General features: G+C 71.4%; 12 protein-coding genes and 1 pseudogene. 2 read left to right on the top strand and 11 right to left on the bottom strand.

Annotated elements, in window-relative coordinates; genetic code table 11:
* The first annotated feature begins 94 nt into the window (after positions 1 to 94).
* Positions 95 to 598, top strand: a complete 504-nt coding sequence (locus tag AB0E77_RS32420; RefSeq protein WP_361577999.1) for an alpha/beta hydrolase — start codon at positions 95 to 97, stop codon at positions 596 to 598.
* A gap of 112 nt (positions 599 to 710) precedes the next feature.
* Here the strand turns inward: AB0E77_RS32420 and AB0E77_RS32415 are convergent, their stop codons facing one another.
* On the bottom strand, positions 711 to 1049 hold the full coding sequence (locus tag AB0E77_RS32415; RefSeq protein WP_007388238.1) for an alpha-amylase: 339 nt from the start codon (positions 1047 to 1049) through the stop codon (positions 711 to 713).
* Positions 1050 to 1115: 66 nt separating this feature from the next.
* Here AB0E77_RS32415 and AB0E77_RS32410 point away from each other — a divergent pair.
* Positions 1116 to 2705, top strand: a pseudogene (locus AB0E77_RS32410) (serine hydrolase domain-containing protein).
* Here the strand turns inward: AB0E77_RS32410 and AB0E77_RS32405 are convergent.
* Genes AB0E77_RS32405 through AB0E77_RS32360 form a run of 10 tightly spaced genes read right to left on the bottom strand, consistent with a single transcriptional unit; the run spans position 2644 to position 17068 of the window.
* The gene (locus AB0E77_RS32405) at positions 2644 to 3618 is read right to left on the bottom strand and encodes an FAD-dependent oxidoreductase (RefSeq protein ID WP_087788929.1); all 975 of its coding nucleotides are present in this window, start codon (positions 3616 to 3618) and stop codon (positions 2644 to 2646) included. The pseudogene AB0E77_RS32410 and the gene AB0E77_RS32405 overlap by 62 nt on opposite strands.
* Entirely contained in the window at positions 3615 to 4667 is a 1053-nt protein-coding gene (locus AB0E77_RS32400; protein WP_108988845.1) for an ROK family protein, read from the bottom strand. Before AB0E77_RS32400 ends, AB0E77_RS32405 begins: the two co-directional genes overlap by 4 nt.
* On the bottom strand, positions 4664 to 5080 hold the full coding sequence (locus tag AB0E77_RS32395; protein WP_087788927.1) for a cupin domain-containing protein: 417 nt from the start codon (positions 5078 to 5080) through the stop codon (positions 4664 to 4666). Before AB0E77_RS32395 ends, AB0E77_RS32400 begins: the two co-directional genes overlap by 4 nt.
* On the bottom strand, positions 5073 to 6254 hold the full coding sequence (locus AB0E77_RS32390) for a sedoheptulose 7-phosphate cyclase (RefSeq protein WP_361577996.1): 1182 nt from the start codon (positions 6252 to 6254) through the stop codon (positions 5073 to 5075). Before AB0E77_RS32390 ends, AB0E77_RS32395 begins: the two co-directional genes overlap by 8 nt.
* 12 nt (positions 6255 to 6266) lie before the next feature.
* Complete coding sequence (gene malQ, locus AB0E77_RS32385; protein WP_361577993.1) at positions 6267 to 8348, bottom strand: 4-alpha-glucanotransferase; 2082 nt, start codon at positions 8346 to 8348, stop codon at positions 6267 to 6269.
* A 23-nt stretch (positions 8349 to 8371) separates the two neighbouring features.
* Positions 8372 to 11455, bottom strand: coding sequence for an HAD-IIB family hydrolase (locus AB0E77_RS32380; RefSeq protein ID WP_361577991.1), 3084 nt, complete (start codon positions 11453 to 11455; stop codon positions 8372 to 8374).
* A gap of 17 nt (positions 11456 to 11472) precedes the next feature.
* Complete coding sequence (locus AB0E77_RS32375; RefSeq protein ID WP_108988871.1) at positions 11473 to 12381, bottom strand: PfkB family carbohydrate kinase; 909 nt, start codon at positions 12379 to 12381, stop codon at positions 11473 to 11475.
* 14 nt (positions 12382 to 12395) lie between these two features.
* A complete protein-coding gene (locus tag AB0E77_RS32370; RefSeq protein ID WP_361577988.1) occupies positions 12396 to 13517 on the bottom strand; it encodes a sugar phosphate nucleotidyltransferase in 1122 nt (373 codons plus the stop codon).
* Positions 13510 to 15585, bottom strand: a complete 2076-nt coding sequence (locus AB0E77_RS32365; RefSeq protein WP_361577986.1) for a glycogen/starch synthase — start codon at positions 15583 to 15585, stop codon at positions 13510 to 13512. The genes AB0E77_RS32370 and AB0E77_RS32365 overlap by 8 nt, the downstream gene beginning before the upstream one ends.
* Positions 15586 to 15604: 19 nt before the next feature.
* Positions 15605 to 17068 (bottom strand): hypothetical protein, encoded by a 1464-nt coding sequence (locus tag AB0E77_RS32360; RefSeq protein ID WP_108988840.1) that lies wholly within the window; start codon positions 17066 to 17068, stop codon positions 15605 to 15607.
* Positions 17069 to 17072 lie beyond the last annotated feature (4 nt).

Below are 17072 nucleotides of genomic sequence, written 5' to 3'. Positions count from 1 at the left end.
GAGACGGTTCTCTTGGTCGAAAACCCATCTACCAGGGGCTTCACCACGTTGTCAGCCCAACTACCGGACCAAGGCGTCAGGTTGAAAAGGGCTCATGGGCTCCGTGATCCGTGAAGGGCTGGGCCGCGCCCAGGACCCCGCGGTCCTCACGGCCTTGCTCGACCGGGCCGCGGCGGCGCGTACCGCCCAGGCTCGCGGCGAGGCTCCGGAGACAGTGGCCTGGATCCCCGACGACGCCGAAGACATGCTGGCGACTGGCACCCGGCAGTTCCGGGAGACCTACGAGTTCTACCGGACCCCGCGCGGATACCACCCTCGAGCGGTCCAGGGGTGGGTCCTGCGCAGCGCCGACCAACTGGCCCAGTACGACTCCTACGCGATGATCCGGCTCATCGCCCCCCGCCCCTTGCTGATGATCGTGGGTTCCGAGGCGGAGACCGCGTACTTCAGCCGGGAAGCGATAGAACGGGCGGCCGAACCCAAGGAACTGTTCGTCATCGACGGCGCCACGCACATCGACCTGTACGACAGGGACGAACACGTCACAGCTGCCGTCGCCAAGCTCACCGACTTCTTCGGCAAGCACCTGGCCGGATGACCAGCCGCCGTCGCGGCGCCCGTGCCCGCACTGGCCGGCAGGCCGAACGCTGAGGAGGAGGCGGCTTCGGTCATCGACGGCCGCGTGAGGCGCATGGTTGCTTCAGCAGTTCTTACGGGGCTACCTCGGCAACGGACGGCTCGCACGTTCGCACCGCGATCGCGTAGTTGCCGTCCGTGCCGTAGCCGGCGAAGGTCGCCCAGGCGCCGGGTGCGATGACGCGGCACGGAGCGTCCTGGCCGTTCGTGTACTCGACGGTGACGGCCACGGTCTCGGCACAGTTGTTGACGACGTCCGTGTAACGCCAGCTCTGGTAGTACTCCACGCACGCCGGAGCGGGCGATTGGGCGGGTGCTGCGACGGACGGGGTGGCCGCCACGGTCATCAGCAGGCCGGCCGCGCTCACGGCGGCGAGGGCGAGGGTGCGCTTCACGCGCTTCATGCGGGACATGCGACGAATCCTTGAGCCGGTGACCGCTCTTGCGCAAGTTGCTGCAAAAACTTTCGGCCATGGGTGATGGACTGTCCCGCTTCAACTGGTTGCTATCTCACGTCGAGACCCGTCGGAGATTGCGTCACGGTCCGGAGTGGGCGCGAGGTGGATGGTCGAGAGCAAGTTCTTGCTGCATCTTTTGGGAATCTCTTGCAGTGTGCGTGTGGTCGCTGGTTAAGTCGGGGCGTCCGTGCGAGACCTACGACGGGAGTGTCCCCCATGGCTCCGTTGCCTCAGCCGTCCGCCGATCCCACGGCCCAACCGATGGGCGGAACCGGGAAGTTGCTCCTGAGCCGGCTCGCTCGCGCCCAAGCCCTGGGGCGGGTCCCGTCCGTCGCGGGCTGTGCCCTGGTCGAAGGACGGACGGCCTGGACCGGCGTCCGCGGACGGGTGGGTGGCGGGTCGCCGACCTTGGACACGCAGTACCGGATCGGGTCGCTCACGAAGTCCTTCACAGCCGTTCTGGTGATGCGGTTGCGGGACCGGGGTGAGCTCAGGACGAACGACCCGCTGGACCGGTATCTGCCGGGCACCGGAATCGGAGACCGCACCCTTGAGTAACTCCTGAGTCACACCGCGGGGTTGACGACCATGACGCCCGGCTGTGACTGGCCGTACAGCGGACAGGGGCCGGCCGATCCGCTGCGGCGCGGGGCCGGGGTTCTCTGCGCGGCGGGGGAGCGCTTCCACTACTCGAATGTCGGGTACGCCCTTCTGGGCGCGGTGATCGAGAGGATTCGGCAGGAGCCCTGGGCAGACGTGCTGACCAGGGAGGTTCTCGCCCCACTGGGCATGAGAGGGACGGGCACGGATCCTGGTGCCGAGGCCGCTCCGGGATGGAGCGTGCACCCGTGGGCGCCGACGCTCGTGGCCGAAGAGGTCCAGGACGCCCGCGCCATGGCCGCCGCCGGGGCGCTGTGGTCCACGCCGGCGGACCTCGCCAGGTGGGCGGAGTTCCTCCTGGGCGACTGCGCCGAGGTGCTCCACCCGGACACGCTGGCCGAAATGGCCGAACCGACCCGGCTGTCCGCCCATGAGGACGAGCCCGGCGCCGGATTCGGACTGGGCCTGCAGGCGGTACGGCACCAGGGACGCACTCTGATCGGACACCCCGGCGGCATACCGGGATTCCTGGCCACGATCTGGGTGGACCGAGAACGCCGGACGGGGGCAGTGATCGTCGGCAACGCCAGCACCGGGCTGAGCCCGAGCCGGGCCCTGGAACTGCTCGACATCGTGGGTGAGCAGACGCTGCCTCTGCCCGACGAGTGGGCGCCGCAAAACCTGTCGCCCCACCTTCTGGACCTCACGGGCTACTGGTACCAGGGCCCGCGTCCGCACGCCATCCAGATGGAGGCGGACGGCAGCGTGCTGCTGCAACCGGTGAGCACCCGCACCAAGCCTTCCCGCTTCCGCGCTCCGGCCAGCCGGTTCGGTACCACTCCGCAGGGCGGTCTGACCGGACTGGACGGCGCGTACGTGGGAGAGGAACTGCGGGTGCTCCGGGATCAGGACGGGCGGCCAGCGGCCCTCAAGCTCACCGGTGCCCGCTTCACCCGCGTTCCCGGTCCGGTTCCGTCGACACCGGCCCTGTCCCCGGAGGTGTCCGGCTGATCGCGTGGCGCCCCGTGAAAGCGGTGACGAGCTTCCGCGCCCCGGCGGCGACACCGTCGACCGGGGGCAGACCGAGCAGGCCGGGCAGCGACGTGCTTGTCAGACACGCGTTCTCGGGCCGGGAGGCGTACCGCGTCGCGGCCTTCGGGACCGGGACCACCAACCTCCGCGGCGCGCCCAGCAGGTCGGCGATCGTCAGCGCCCACTCGGCCCGGGTGACCCGGTCCGGACCGCCGAGGTGGAGGACCTCGGGCAGCGGGGCAGGGGCGAAGAGCACGGAGGCGGTGACCCGGGCCACGTCGGAGACGGTCACCGGGGTCGTCCAATGGTCGTCGGGCGCGTGCACCGCTTCACCTAGCAACAGTTGATGAGCGCAGGACGCGAAGAAGTTCAGCCACTTCCCCGCGTCCGCCGGCTCGTGGCCGTAGACGAGGCTCACGCGCAGCACCACGGCGTCGGCCGCCGTGGCCAGCAGGATCTGCTCGGCACGGAGCTTGGCGCGGCCGTATGCGTTCGCGGGCCGTACCGGCGTGGACTCGGTGTTGTGCGGCAAGGAGCCGTCGAAGACGTTGTCCGTGGAGATGAGCACGACACGGGCCCCCGGGGCCAGGGATGCCACGTTGCCCGCTACCGCTGCGTGAGCCTGCTCGGCCTCACCCGGATGCTCCTCGCACCAGGTCACGTCGGACGGGCCGTGCACCAGGACCACGCCGTCGGGACGCAGTCGGGTCAGAAGCCTGTCGCACGCCTCGGGGACGGTGGCGTCCAGCGCCGCCCAGCGTGCCCCGTACGTCGTGGGCGACGTTGAGGGCCGCCCGCGCGACGCCAGGGTGACGGTGTGCCCGTGGGCTGCGAGATGCCGGGCGATGCCGGTACCGACGAAGCCGCTGCCTATCACCAGGACGGTGCTCATCCGACCACCTGCCCGGCCCCGGCGGGCAGGCGCGCGCCGAGCAGGCGGCCGACGCCCAGCAGGCCGTGATCGTCATCGGCGGCACCGAGCGCCACCATCGCGTCGATGGCGTCCGCGTCCAGACCGAAACAGCCGAGCCGGGTCAACTCGGCCACCAGCAGCCTGCGGTAGGGCTCACCGACGGCCAGCGCGAAGCCGCCCATCAAGAGGTAGCGGCAGATGCCGATCGAAGTGAAGACGGACCCGATCGCCTGGGCGAGGGGAGTGACGGTGGTGCGCAGGACGGCAGTCGCGAAGGCGTCGCCCGCCCGAACCGCCGAGGCGATGGCACGGTTGTCGATCGCCTCGGGACGGCCGTGGGCGAGAGCCGACAGCCGGGAGGCGGCGAACGCCCCCCGGTCGGTCACCGCCGCCCGTCGCGCGGCGGCGAGCACACCGCGGCCGGAGGCGATCGCCCCCAGGTGGCCGCGGCCCCCGCAGTCGCACGGCAGGGCGTCAGGGGAGGCGTCGTAGGTCCAGTGCCCCAACTCCCCGCCGTGGCCGCCCGGGTCCAGCAGGACCTCGCCGTTGCGGAAGACCTTGTTCCCGATGCCGGAGCTGACCGTGATGAGGCAGAAGGGCCGGCTCTCGGTGGCGGCGTAGCGCCAGGTGGCAGCCGTCAGATCATTGACGACGACGACCGGGGCGCCGACGCGCGCCGTGAGCAGGGCACCGAGGGGCAGTGGCTCGCTCCGTCCGCCCCAGACCGTGGGGGCGGCCAGGACGAGGCCGTCGGCGGTGACCGGCCCGGCGAAGGCCACGCCGACGGTGCGCGGTGCGCAACGGCCGCCGTCCCGCGCGGTTCGGGCACCGATCTCTCGGGCCAACTGTTCGACGACGCGTTCCTGCAGCACGGGCACGGGAGCGTTCGGGTCGCGGGCCATGCCATCGACGGGCGTGCGGCGTGTACCGGACAGGGCGCCGGTCATCGGATCGTAGTCCGCGATGCGCAGGGTGGTGCCGCCCACGTCCACCACGACGAAAGGAGCCTCGGTGTCGATGAGGTTCACGCCGTCGCCTCCCCGGACGCGGCGGCGGAGGTGTGCGGCCCCGCAGCCTCGGGCTCCTCGAACACGAGCAGTCGCAGATCCCCCGGGCCGTCGTTGACGAGGCCGTGCTCGCCGAAAGGGCGATTGGCGATCACATCGCCCGCGCCGACCCGGAAGTCCTCGCCGTCCCGGAACATCAACCCGCTGCCGTCGAGTACGACATACGTCTCCCGGTCGGCGCCGTGCCGGTGCCGGCCGATCGAGGTGCCGGGCGGCAGTACGGCCAGATCGACGAACTCGGCCCCGCGCCGCCCGCTCCGACGGGCGTAGACCCGGTGCGCCAGGATGGTGCCGAGGCCACCGTGGTCGTGTTCCTTGGGCGCAAACAGTTCGCGCAGATTGCGCACCGCCCCGCCGTCCACGGCCTCAGACATGGTGCCCCTCCGTATCCCGCGCCAGCGCTGACAGAGCCGTGCGCAGCAACGACTCGGGGACGTCCCCCAGCTCTTCGACAAACGTCGCCTTGCCCGGTGCCGTCGGCACGACCAGGTGCAGCTTGCGCCCGCGCCGCTCCCAGGATGCCCGCAACGCATGGATCATCAGTTCGGGTGTGCAGGTGAGGGTGTCGAAGACCGGAAGCCCGATGCGCCGCAGCAGGCGCACGATCCGCTCGCACGTGTCCGCGTCCGCCAGCCCGAGCAGCCGTGCGATGTGTGCCGAGAGGGCCATGTCGACGGCGACCGCCTCCCCGTGCTCGAGGCGGTGGTTGCCGGCCGTCTCGATCACCGGACTGAAGGTGTGCCCGAAGTCGACGAGGCGCGCCAGCTCGTGCTCGCGGAGATTCGGGCAGAGCTCCTCCATCATCAGGCGCATCGACGTCCGCAGCACATACTCCTCCAGCCGGCCGTCGGCGGACGGCCGGCCGAGGAAGACGTCCGGGTGATCCTCAAGGGTCCGCAGCAGCTCCTCGTCCAGGATCACCGCCATCTTCACGATCTCCGCGAGTCCGCAGCGGATCTCACGCGGGGGCAGCGTGGTGAGGAACGCGGGATCATTGATGGAGGCGTGAGCCGGGTGGTAGGCACCCAGCATGTTCTTCGTGCGCAGGGCGTTGACACCGGTCTTCACACCGACACCGACGTCCACCTGCCCCACCAGCGTCGTGTTGACCTTGACGTAGCGGACACCGCGCGCGTACATGGACGCGGCGAAGCCGACGACGTCTGCGACTATTCCGCCGCCCACCGCCAGCATCACCCCATGACGGTCGAGTCCGGCGGCCTTGGCGGTGGCGCAGACGTCCTCCGCGGCGGCGAGCGTCTTCTGCTGCTCGCCGGTCCGCAGCGTGTGGACACTCCAGTCCCCCGGATCGACATGGGCGTTGAGATAGGCGCGCAGCCGGTCACCGTGCAGTCCCTCGATCGTGGGGCTGACGAATGCGACGACCCTGCGGCCCATGAGTGCGCGCGCGAGGAGCGGATTCTCCTGGTCGAACACCCCTGTGGTGAGGTCCACGCGGTAGGCGGTGCCCTCGGGCGCCAGCAGGTCGAAGCCGGTGGCGTCCTCGCGCACGCCCGGCTCGACCGGGGCAAGAACCTGGCCTGACATCTCTCTCCTTGCTCAGTGGACTCGTGAACGGTGGGAAGGCGTGAACAACTCGGTGACTCTCCGGAGCAGCGGGTGGTCCGGCAGATCCTCCAGCGGGACCGGGCACCCGGTGGCGTCGGCCACGGGAAGCCTCCAGTTGGGGTGCACCGCGGCCGATGTCCCCGGCAGGTTCTGCGGCATCAGGTCCCCTGTTGCGTCCGGCAGCCACACACCGAGGAGCCGTGCCGGGGTACGCAGCAGAAAGGCGTGCAGTGCGACGAGGGCGGCATCCCGGTCCTCGGAATCGGCGCCGTCCGGCAGCAGGCCGAGCCGGGTCAGCTCCGCGAGCCAGCCATCGCGTTCGGCGGCGGCCTCGGCCTTCTCCTCCGTCTCGGGGCGGGTCAGCAGGCCGAGCCCGGCGCGCAGTTCCACATGCTCGCCGCTCAGCCACGCGGAGGTGGTCGGCAGGTCGTGGGTGGTGAGTGTGGCCAGGCACTCCTGACGCCACTGGTCGGGCGGAAGCGGTCCATGCCGGCCCTCCGACCCGCCGACGTACTCGAAGCGCTGCACGGAGGTGCCCAGCACGCCGAGGTCCGCCAGGTGCTCCCGGACGCCGGCCTCCACCGTGCCGAGGTCCTCCCCGATGACGGCGGCGCCGGCCCGGTTGGCCTCCAGCATCAGTGTGGCGAGCAGTGCGTCGGAGTCGTAGCGGACATAGGTGCCGGCGTCCGGCGCGCAGCCGTCGGGGATCCACCACAGCCGGAACAGGCCCATGACGTGGTCGACACGGAGCGCGCCGGCGTGCCGGAGCCCGGCGCGCAGCAGACCCGCCAGCGGGCGGTAGGCCGCGGCCGCCAGCGCGTCGGGCCGCCAGGGGGGTTGTCCCCAGTTCTGGCCGTGCGGGTTGAAGTCGTCCGGTGGCGCGCCCACGCTCATGCCGGCGGCGAGAAAGCGTTGGTACGCCCAGGCGTCCGCGCCGTGGGGCGAGACGCCGACAGCGAGATCGTGCACGAGCCCGATCGGCATGCCCGCGGTGTGGGCCTGGTGCTGGGCGTCGGCGAGCTGCTCGTCGGTGAGCCAGGCGAGCCACTGGTGGAAGCCGATGTCGTCGGCGAGTTCGGTGCGGGCTCGGGCGACTGCTGCCGAGCGTGGATCGCGCAGGTCGGCAGGCCACGTGTGCCAGTCGCCGGCGTGTACCTCCGCGAGGGCGCACCAGGTGGCGAAGTCGGTGAGTTCATCACCTTCGCGCTGGACGAAAGAGGCGAAGGAAGCGGCGCGGCCGGGACTGAGCGGCGCCGCCCCGTGGATGCCGCGCAGGGCACGCAGCTTGAGGGCGCGTACAGTCTCCCGGTCGATCAGGGACTGTCCCCGCAGCACCCTGTCGTTGAGGGCGCGCGCCTGTGCCACGCAGGCGTCGACGTCGCGACGCTCGGCCGGGTCCAGATACGCGTACTCGGGTATCGCCTCCACCCGCAGGTGCAGGGGATCGGGGAAGCGGCGTGAGCTGGGCCGGTAGGGCGACGGGTCGGTCAGCGGTCCCGGCTCGGCGGCGTGCAGGGGACCCAACTGGAGGAATCCGGCACCCAGCGCGCGCCCCGACCATGCGGCGAGGTCCGCCAGGTCTCCCAGGTCGCCCATGCCCCAGGAGCGTCGCGACAGCACGGAGTACAGCTGGACGAGGAAGCCCCAGTGTCGGCCCTCGGGGACCGCGAGCCGTGCCGGGGCCACCAGCAGGGCGCAGTCGCCGGCACCGGTCGGGCCCTGGACGTGCAGGGTGTGCAGTCCGGCGGGCAGCGGATCGTCGAGTGCGGCCCTTCCCGCACCGTTCTCCAGTTCCACGTGGCCCTCGGTGTCACGCGGCAGGCCGAGCGCCTCCAGCCGTACGGTCTCGGGCTGCCGGAGTACGACGCACGGGGGCAAAAGGCGGGTACGGGAGCGAAATTCGTGCCGGGCCAGGGCGTCCCGCGCCGCCGCGGGGGTGGCGGCGTCCACCCCGCAGGCGGCGAGAACGGCGACCAGGGTGTCGGGCGCGACGTCGACGCGGACACCGCGGTCGGTGTTGTAGGAGGTCGCCACGCCGTGGGCGCGGGCAAGGCGGACAAGGGCGTCGGCCATGGTCAAGTGCCCTTTCTGGGCGGTCATGCGTGACGTTCGGAGGGGGCGCGGCGGTTCTGCGCCCCGGGGGTGAAGAACCGCTCCAGGACCACCGCAACCCCGTCCTCTTCGTTGGGCGGTGCGATCTCGTCGGCGGCGGTGAGCAGGGCCGGGTGGGCGTTGGCCACCGCGACGCCGTGCGCCGCCCAGGCGAGCAGGGGGACGTCGTTGGGCATGTCGCCGAAGGCGATGGTGTCGCTCGCGGCGCAGCCCAGCAGCCGGGCGGCGCGTTCGACCCCGGCGGCCTTGGTCGTACCCGGCGGCAGCACCTCCACCATGCCCTTCACGGAGTGGACGACCGTCACCTCGTCGCCGAACAGACTCTGGGTGAGCGCGGCCAGCCGGTCCTCGTCGACCTCGGGATGGTGCAGGATCAGCTTGTCGACGGGACTGTCCCACAACAGATCCCGGTCGGTGGTCACGTCCCAGCCGTGGCGCACACGTTGCCCGAAGCCTTCGGTCACCTTGAACCGGCTGTCCGGCGGCGCCGTGACGACGCCCAGCTCGACGGGACCGAGCCTCTCCTCCACGCCCGCCACGACGCGGCGTGCGAGCGTACGGCCGAGGGAGGCCGAGGACAGCAGCCGTCGCGAGCCGGCGTCGTACAGCTGGGCGCCCTGTCCGCAGACGGCCAGACCGCGGTATCCGAGGGCGTCGAGGATGTGCGCGCAGGCCGAGGCCGGGCGTCCGGTGGCCACGAGGTGGTGCGCTCCCGCGTCGGTCACCGCCGCGAGGGCGGCACGGGTTCGTGGAGAGACGGTCAGGTCGTCACGCAACAGGGTCCCGTCTAGATCGGTTGCGACCAGCCGGAACGGTGGCCGGCGCAGCGGCAGGGTGTCCCAGCGGACGTGACCGGAGGCCAGCGTGAGCATGACGGACAGGTCGCGCCCCGCCGGAGCGGCGTCGAGTACGGCCCGGAAGGAACCGGGCCGACCCTCCTCGGGAGACAGGGCGTGGAACACGGCGCCGGTGCCGGGGGGCACCGGCTCGTCGGACGCGAGGGCCTCCGCGGCGGTCTCGCCCGCGGCCGGCCGGGAGCCGCCCGAGACGGCGTCCGATCCGGTGCGAGCGCCCCTCCGACCTTCCAGCACGGCCTCCACCCGAGCCACGTGCTCATGCCGGTACGTCACCTCCCACCGGCCGTTCGCCGTACGTCGAACGGTGCCCCGGTCGTGAACCCGGGCGGTCAGGTCGGAGCGACCGGCCACCACGGCGTTGTGCAGCGCGGTGGTGAACTCGGCCTCCCGCCACGCGGCCTCGAAGAGTCGTTCACACGCCTGCGGATCCACCGCCCCGCCCGCGCGCTCCCACGCGCCGAGGTCCCCGCGGGTGAGCGCCGCCTCCCGGATCTCCTCGGGGTGCTGGTCCCAGGCGCTCGCGGGCAGGTCGTCGAACCAGCCGTACGCGATCGCCTCGCGCACGGGGAACGGCCGGACCCGGCCATGGAGAAGCCCCTCGAAGGCGTCCAGCCGGGTGCGCGCGGCGCGTTCCCAGGTGAACCTCCGGGCCAGGGCGCGCGAGTTGGCGGACAGCCGGGCATAGGTGGGGTCGGAACCGTCGACGTGCGCGGCGAAGACACCGACCGCCGTGCGGATCCGCGCGGCCAGGCCGCGGGCGAGCGCCGGGTCGTCGTCGCGGAACGAGCCGGGCACCGAGAAGCCCGTCGCCTCGGGATGTCCGCTCGGCAGAGCGTGCCGGAAGTGCCGGGTGACGTGCTGGTCGGTGGCGATCGGCACGGCTCCGCAGGCCATCGCCTCGGCCTGCGCGATGAGGAAGCCGTCCAATTCGAACTTGGACGGGTAGACGCAGAAGTCGGCGCACGCCGCCTCCTCGAAGAGGGTGTCCTCGTCCGCGAGATCCCACGCGAGCCGGAGCCTGTCGGGGTGGCGGTCGGCCACGGACTGGAAGTACGCGTTCGCCGCAGCGCCGTCTCCCGTGGAGCAGCGGAGCAGGAACCCGGCCTCCACTCCGTCGTCCAGCAGTTCCTCGACAGCCCGCATCAGTTCCAACTGGCCCTTGTGGTGCACCGCGTAGCGTGCCGCGTGGTAGAAGACCGGAAGTGCCGGATCGATACCCAGACGGCGCAGCACCTGGTGCCGGTCGACCGAGGCCGTGTCGCGCGCCAGCCAGGAGTCCGTGACGGCGCAGCCACCGGTGATCACGCGGTCGGCGCGCTGCCGCAGCGTCCGGGCCACCGGCAGCGTCTCGAAGAGCGCCTGCACGGGCGTGTCCCGGAATGTGCTGTAGTACGCGCGCTGTCCCGGCGACACGAAGTCGACCAGATCAGCGTGGGCGGCTATCAACGGGAACAGGCCGACGTGGTCGGGGCCGTACTCGACGTGCATCCGGGTCCCGGCCAGGGCGCGCGAGAGTACCGCCCGCGTCGAGCGCTCCTCGGGCGGCGGGCCGTCCAGCGCGTCCAGGTCCACGTCGGCCACGCCGAACAGCTTCAGCATCCGCGTCACCTGGGGCCGGTACACCTTCTGCCCGATCGGGGCATTCGCGGCGACGGTGCTGACCGTGTGGAGGAATGGATCGGGGGCGAGAACCGGGGGCAAGAGGTAGTGATAGGCGGGTTCGAAGGCGTGCACCACGGCGGATTCGTCCTCCGACCGCAGGTACTCCTGGACGAACCGCAGCCCCTCGGCCTGGAACACCAGCGGCTTGAAGTGGGAGAGGTCCCTGCCCTCGACGCCCGGTGGCGGATACAGCCGGTCGGGCAGCAGGTCGAGATACGCATTGGACAGGAAGTACACGTCCACGCCGTCCAGACGCAGCCGGTGCACCGTGGTCGTCACGTCCACGTCCAGGTCGGCCGGCCATGAGGCCCAGACCTCGGGATCCAGCGCCAGAGGCACCGTGCGGGTGCGGGTGAGGTGCGGCAGGTCCTCGATGCCGTGGGCGGCCCGCAGCCGGTCCACGTGCCCGTGTCCCGGCGTGACCAGCGAGACGCGGTGGCCGTGCGCGGCGTAACGGCGGGAGAGCTGCCACACCAGTGGAGACAGTCCGCCGCGCATCAGGCGTGGGTCGAAGCCGCCGCATTCGAAGGAGAAGGTGATGATGTGCACGTCGAGCGTTCCCGTCGTCAGCCGTCGGCCCCGGCGCGCGCACAGCCCGCCCGCAGCCCGTCCCGGTCGATGAACTCGGTGTGCGTGCCCGCGCTCGTGCATGCGAACGCTCCGGACACCGATCCGGCGAGCACGCAGTCGGCCACCGGCCTTCCCTGCGCGAGTGCGTACAGGAACGCGCTCACGAACGCGTCCCCGGCGCCGTTGCTGTCCACGACGGGACGCTCCGGTCGTACGGCGGGGTAGTGCCGCACGCTCGTGTCGCCGCGTTCGAGGACGTGGCAGCCGGCTGCCCCGTCGGTGGCGACGACGAGGCGCGCGCGGCCCCGGTCCAGGATGGAACGCAGTACCTCGTCGAGACGTTCGTGGACCGCGGCGGCGCTCATGAAGACGTAGTCGGAGGCGACGGCGTAGGCCAGGTGGTGCGGGTTGGCACCGTCCCAGTCGTGCAGGTCCGTGGAGCAGGGGACGCCGAGGCGGTGGATGTCGGCATACATGTCCAGCGTGACGCCCGTGATGGACAGGTGCACGTGCCGGGCCCGCTCCAGGAAGGGCAGGTAGAAGGCGCGGGGCAGCCGCAGGTCGGCCGGATGGCGGCCGTCGTAGAAGGAGAAGCGCCGCCCCTGCGCGTCGACGAGATTGACCCCGCGCGGAGTGCCGTGCGGCGAGACGACGTGACTGAAGTCGAGCCCGGACGTGGCGTACGCGGCGAGGATCTGGTGGCCTTGTGCGTCGGCGCCGAGGAAGTCGATGAACTTGGTGGTGAGCCCCAGGGCGTGCGTGCCGCGGGCGACGCCGTTGCCGGTGTGAGCCACGTAGTCACGCACCGGTGGTACGAACACGGAGTCGCCGGGCGGCACCCTGAGTTCTGGCACCCGGACGATGGTGTCCACACCGGCCCCGCCCGCCACCAGGATGTCGTACATGCTCGAGGAAACGGTCACGTCAGTACTCCTTCTGTCCGCGCTATGGGCTGGATCGTCCCGTTCTCCAGAACGACCGACGCATCGATGTCGGCGCCCGCGGGCACAGCGGCACCCGGAAGGACGACACTGCGACGCACCCTGGCGCCCGCACCGATCCGGACCGCGGGGAAGATCACACTGCGTTCCACCTGCCCCTCGTTGACCAGATCCTGGGGCACCCAGGACGAACGAACGCCGGGGGAGTCGGAGATCCAGGCGCGCCGCACGTCGGGGCGCACGGTGCACGGCATCCGGTCCGCCGGGAGACCGGCGCGCGGATGGTCCGCGAGGGCCAGGTGCGCCCGGTGGTACCGCTCGACGGTGCCGATGTCCGCCCAGTGCCCGTGCACTTCGTAGCCGCGGATGTCCTCGCCGGCGGCGAGCATGGCCGGGATGACGTCGCGGCTGATGTCGTGCTGCCAGTCGGTGCCCTCGAGCTGTTCGAGGTGGCGGTGGAGCACCTCGGCGTCGAAGACGCAGAACGCCGCGAACACCAGGTCGGAGGTGGGCTGCTCGGGCTTCTCGACGAACTGTGTGAGGCGGTTGTCCGCGTCGAAGTCGACCATCCCGAACAGATGCACCCAACGTCGCTCGATGCGCTGGTAGGCGATGGTCAGGGCGGCTCCCGACGCCCTGTGCGAGGCGATGAGAGGGCCGTAGTCGAAGCGGTAGACGTGATCGGCGTGCAGCACGAGCACCTGTTCCGTGCCCGGGCCGAAGATGTAGGGCGCCTTGCGGATCAGAGCATCGGCCGTGCCCCGCTCCGGTGCCCCGGAGCGGGGCGGGAGGCGGCGTGGAAGGAGGCCGGCGGGCGCGTCCCGGTAGGCGGAGTCGTACGGCCCGAAGTGCACCCGCAGGCCGGGCCGGGCGTTCCACACCTGGTGCAGGTCGTCCATGAGCTGCCGCTCCTCGAACTGCGACAGCAGCAACACCTCGCCCAGCCCGGACCGGTGCGCATTGGCGAGGCTGAAGTCGATGAGCCGGCAGGCGCCGCCGTAGGGGATCAGCGGCTTGAGGCGGCCGGTGCCGAGCGGCCCCATGCGCCGGCCCTCCCCACCGGCGAGGAGGACGGCGCGCACCCCGGTACGGTCAGTCACGGCGCACCTCGTCCCAGACCACGCGACCGGAGTCCAGGGTGAGCAGCAGCAGCGCGCCCGGCCCGGGTGCCGGACCCGTGAACGTGCCCGGGGCCGTGCGTTCCAGAGCGCGTACGCCGGGCCGCGCCCGCGGGCCGCTGTCGGAGGCCGGCGACACGACCTCGACCCGGACCGCCTGCGGGAGCCGGTAGAGCAGGGAGCCGTCCGGCGTGAGGCGGGCGCGCGTGCGCAGCCGAGTCAGATCGTCGGCGCCGATCACGCCCGGCCGGCCGCGCTCCGCGGCGCGCTCGCACGCGGCGAAGTCGGCGCGTGCCCAGGCCGCGTCGAACAACTGCCGGACCGCGGCGTCGTCCAAGAGCGCATGGCGCTCGTAGGCGTCCACATCACCGCGGGCAAGGGCCGCCTCCGCAGTGCGTGCCGGGTCCTCCACCAGGTCGAACCAGCCGTGCCGCAGGGCGAGCTCGGGATCGAGCCGAGGGGGTTCGCCCTGCCACAGCCGGGCGAACTCCGTCAGGTGCAGATCGGCGCAGTGGGCCCAGGTGAACACTCGGGCGACGGCGGACGCCCGCCGGGCCAGCTCCCGGTACCGCTCGGGTTCCTCCCGCCACAGGGCGGCCGCCTGACGGATGCGGGTGGCGAGAGCGGCGACCAGCAACTCGTCGTCCTCGGCGAACGAACGGTTCACGGCGAAGCCGGTGGCAGAGTCCGGAGGGTCCGCGTGTCCGAAGTGCGCCATGCCCCGCTGGTCCGTGGCGATCGGCACCGAGCCGACGGCCATGGCCTCGCCCTGTGCGATGAGGAACGTGTCCATCTCGAACTTGGAGGGGAACAGGCAGAAGTCCGAGGCGGCCGCGTACCCGAACACCTGCCGCTCCGGGACCCGTTCCCACTCCAGGTGCAGCCTCCCCTTGTGCCGGGCGGCGACCTCGTGGAAGAACGGGTCGTCGATGCCGCTGCCGGAGATGCAGCGGATGACGAAGCTGGCCGCGAGTCCCTCGCTCAGCACCCGGTCGACGGCGCGGACCAGCTCCAGCTGACCCTTGTGGTGGACGGCGTAGCGGGCGTTGTGGAAGAAGGCCGGCAGGTCCGGGTCCAGGCCCAGCCCTTCGAGCACCTCGGTGCGGTCGACGTCGGCGGGGTCCCAGGCCAGCCATTGGTCCGAGACGGCGCAGCCGCCGACGAACATCTTGTGCGCGTTGCGGCGCACCACGTCGGCGATCGGCAGGCGTCCGAAGAGATCCTCGAACGGGGTGTCACGGAAACCGGCGTAGAAGTCCAGCTGGCCCGGCGAGAGAAAGTCGATCAGATCGGAGTGGTCGGCGGTCAGCTCGTAGACGGCGAGGTTGTCCGGCCCGTACTCGTAGTGCAGATGGGTGAGTTGCTGGTACTGGACCATGGCCGCGGGCGCGGCGACGGGCGGTTCGGGAGCACGCGCCGGAAGCGGAGCACCCAGCAGTTCGAGCAACCGCCGCACCTCGGGTCCGTACACCTTCTTCGCGATGGGCATGTTGCTCTGCACGTTGCTCACGACCAGTTTCGAAGGGTCGTCGCGCAGCGCCGCGGGCAGCAGGTAGTGGTAGTAGGGCTCGTGCGCGTGTACGAGCGCTTTCTCGTCACCGAACCAGGTACGCAGGAACCGCACAGCGTCCACCTGGAAGACCAGGGGCTTGAAGAAGACCAGGTCGCTGCCCTTGCTCTGGTACGGCGGGTAGAAGGTGTCCGGCAGCCGGTTCAGCCAGTCGTTGGCGAGGAAGTACAGGTCGACGCCGTCCAGGCGGATGCGGTGCGCGGTGGTGGTGAGCGCCAGCGCGGCCTCGGCGGGGAAGTCCCGCCACACGTCCGGGTCGAGCGGGACGGGCAGCGTGTACGCGTCCTCGTACGGCAGGTCCTCGACCTCGTAACGGGTGCGCAGGTCGTCGAGGCGCCCGTGGGCCGGGGTCACGATGGAGACCCGGTGGCCGCTCTGGGCGAACTTCTTCGACAGGTTCCACAGGTAGACGGACGTGCCGCCCTGGATGAAGGTGTGGTCGAAGCCGCAGCATTCGAAATACGTCTCGATGATGTGCATACGCGGTTCCAAAGCTCGGTCACTTCCTCGCGAACGCGGCGGCCGGCGCGAGCGCGCGGGCGTGACGCAGGTCGATCGCCGCGTGGTAGGGGCGGGCATGGGCCTGGTTGTAGGTGAGCTCGTGCAGCAGCCTGCGGACGTACAGCAGGCGGCGCAGCGGGTGGTCGGAGGCGGAACCGAGCAGCAGTCGTGTCACGTGCCGCCGCCACGCGTCGGCCGCCGCGAACACCTGCCGCAGCATCGCCCGCCGGGCTTCGGGCCAGTGCGGAGCACCGTCCAGAGAGCCGAGCATCGTCTCCAGCGAGTCCACGCCGAGTCGTCGCGCGGCCTCGAACGCCGCCTCGTCGGCCGCGAAGTACTCCAGAGCGCGCTCGAGAGCGACCAGGTCCTGCAGAGGCGACTGCCGGGGCCAGTCCGGGTCGTCGGGGCCGAGCGCCGGCGTGGACAGGTCGAGCACCGTCATGCGCCAGCCGGTTCCGGCCCTCGTGTCGCCGTCGGCCGCGCACAGCAGATGGGAGAGGTGCAGGTCACCGTGGCAGGGTCCGGATGCGGGAATGTTCCCGTCGTCGAACTCCGCCGCGAGCGCGGCGAGTTCTGTGTGCAGGGCGTCGAAGGCGGCCTCGTGCGCGGGCTTCGGCAGTGCCAGTCCGGTGCCGTGCCGGGCGAGACGGTCGGCGCGGTCCACCGCGTCGTCCAGGGCCTCGCGCACGGGATACTCGGCGGCGCCGCCCAGCCGGTGTGCCAGGTCCCGGTGGAAGTCGCCCAGGAACTCGCAGGCCCGGCGCAACCGTTCTTCCAGCGGCCCCAGGTGGGAGCGGACGACCTCCTCGACGGACGTGGTGCCCGAGAGCCGCGGCCACATCGAGCGGAGGTTCCCGCGCAGCGGGACGTCGATGCCCTCGCCCTGGACGTACTGGTAGATCACGCCGAGCGGAGTGCGGGACGTGCCGTCCGGCGCCACGTACGTGTAGTCGCCCACCCACTGAGGGGTGCGGCCGGTGCCGTTCATGCGGCGCAGCAGCTCCGGCTCGTGGATGGTCTCGTCCAGACGGCGGTACGTCTTGTGGATGCAGGCCGTGCCCGACACGTCCACCAGCGACAGCGCGTTGGAGGACCAGCCCTGCTCGAACGGCAGGCGCCGCACCCCGATCGGACCGCGCCCGGGTCCCCGGAACTCGACGGACCCGCCTCGCGCTGTAGGCAGCTTTCCGCCGGTCAGCGTACGGGTCACCGCGGCGACGTCGAATGCCTCGCTGCCGTGCGCCGCTTGGAAGCCGCCGCCGTCGGTTCCGCGCACCGGTACGAAGAACCGGCGACCTGACGCGGGACCGCCGACGGCCGCCACGATCAGGAGCAACGCCGCCCCGCCGAGTACCGCGTGATCGATCCGCTCGAAACGCTCGGCGGCGCGCGCGTCCTCGGGCATCCAGGGGGCGGCGCGCAGCAGCCCGTCCAGGCCCGCATCCGCTTCGGCACCGTGCATGTGC

Source organism: Streptomyces sp. NPDC032940 (genome assembly GCF_040636935.1).
Classification (GTDB): domain Bacteria; phylum Actinomycetota; class Actinomycetes; order Streptomycetales; family Streptomycetaceae; genus Streptomyces.
The sequence above is the reverse complement of the archived record's forward strand: the minus strand, read 5'-3'. Positions and strand labels throughout refer to the sequence as shown.